The sequence below is a fragment of the Mangrovicoccus algicola genome (genome assembly GCF_014903745.1).
In the GTDB taxonomy this organism is placed as follows: Bacteria; Pseudomonadota; Alphaproteobacteria; order Rhodobacterales; family Rhodobacteraceae; genus Mangrovicoccus; species Mangrovicoccus algicola.
Map to the genome: position 1 here is coordinate 1 of NZ_JACVXA010000145.1, position 1,150 is coordinate 1,150.

At 63.7% G+C, this 1,150-nt stretch carries 1 protein-coding gene; it reads left to right on the plus strand.

Features of this window, described 5'->3' with window-relative positions:
- A partial coding sequence (locus ICN82_RS21190; protein ID WP_226898664.1) for a glutathione S-transferase family protein occupies window positions 1–764 on the plus strand: 764 nt, incomplete at its 5' end.
- Window positions 765–1,150: the final 386 nt, after the last annotated feature.

The window sequence follows — 1,150 nt, forward strand, 5'->3', positions numbered from 1 at the left end:
CGTGGCCTCCGACCTCGCCCGGTTCGACGCCCACCTTGCCACGACCTTCGGGGAACTCGCAAATGACGCGGCCTGATATCGTTCTCTACACCGCCAACACCATGAACGGCTGGAAGCCCCTGATCTTCCTGCACGAAGCGCAGATCGACTACGAACTGGTGCCGATTGATTTCGGCAAGAAGGAGCAGAAGGCGCCCGATTACCTGCTCCTGAATCCAAACGGGCGCATTCCGACCATCGTTGATCGCGGCGCTGATGACTTCGCAGTGTTCGAGAGCGGCGCGATCCTGTGGTATCTCGCCGAGAAATACGATCGGTTCCTCAGCCACGACCCCAAGGAGCGCTCGGAGACGCTGCAATGGCTGATGTTCCAGATGGGCGGGATCGGCCCGATGATGGGCCAGGCGATGTTCTTCCAGCGGATCGCCAAGCCGAATGGCGACGAGGTGCCCTACGCTATTGATCGCTACGTGACCGAAAGCCGCCGCCTGCTGGAGGTGCTGGATACGCGGCTCGCAGGGCGCGAGTGGCTGGTAGGTGATACGATGTCCATCGCCGATATTGCGACCTACCCTTGGGCGCGCAGCTACTTCTGGGCCACGGTGCGCGTCGACGGATTGCCGAACCTGCAAGCGTGGTTCGACCGCATCGACGCCATGCCGCGGGTTCAAGAGGCTCTGCAACTGCCGGAGCCGCGACCGTCGGCGTTCGGTCAGGGCGACACGGATGCCGCGGCTGCAGAGAACGCAGCCAGGTTCCGCTGAACACCTGACGCGCTGTCTCTGGGGTTGGTCCGGACAGCGCGTCATATTTTCCTGAAAACTCTAGGCTCGGGCAATGTCCGCTTGCAGGTGCTGCGATGCGACAGCCGAGCTGAGTTTGAAGGTCCGGAGAGGGCCGGTCCTACCAGTTGGCGGCGGAACGGTGAGCGTCCGGAAGGTGCGCGAAGGGTGAGCTCGGCTGCGGGAGGATGCTGCAGAGAGGGACGAAGGGCCGTTCTGCGGCGCGCTGCACGGCAGCACCTTACGGTCGCGAATGGCCGGTCTGGAGAAAGGCGCATTGATCTTGGGTGCGACACCCCATGTTCCTGGTCGGCCGCTTGCTGCGCTCTTCGCCAGTAGGGGCGGCACGGCCGAGCGGCCGGACTTGG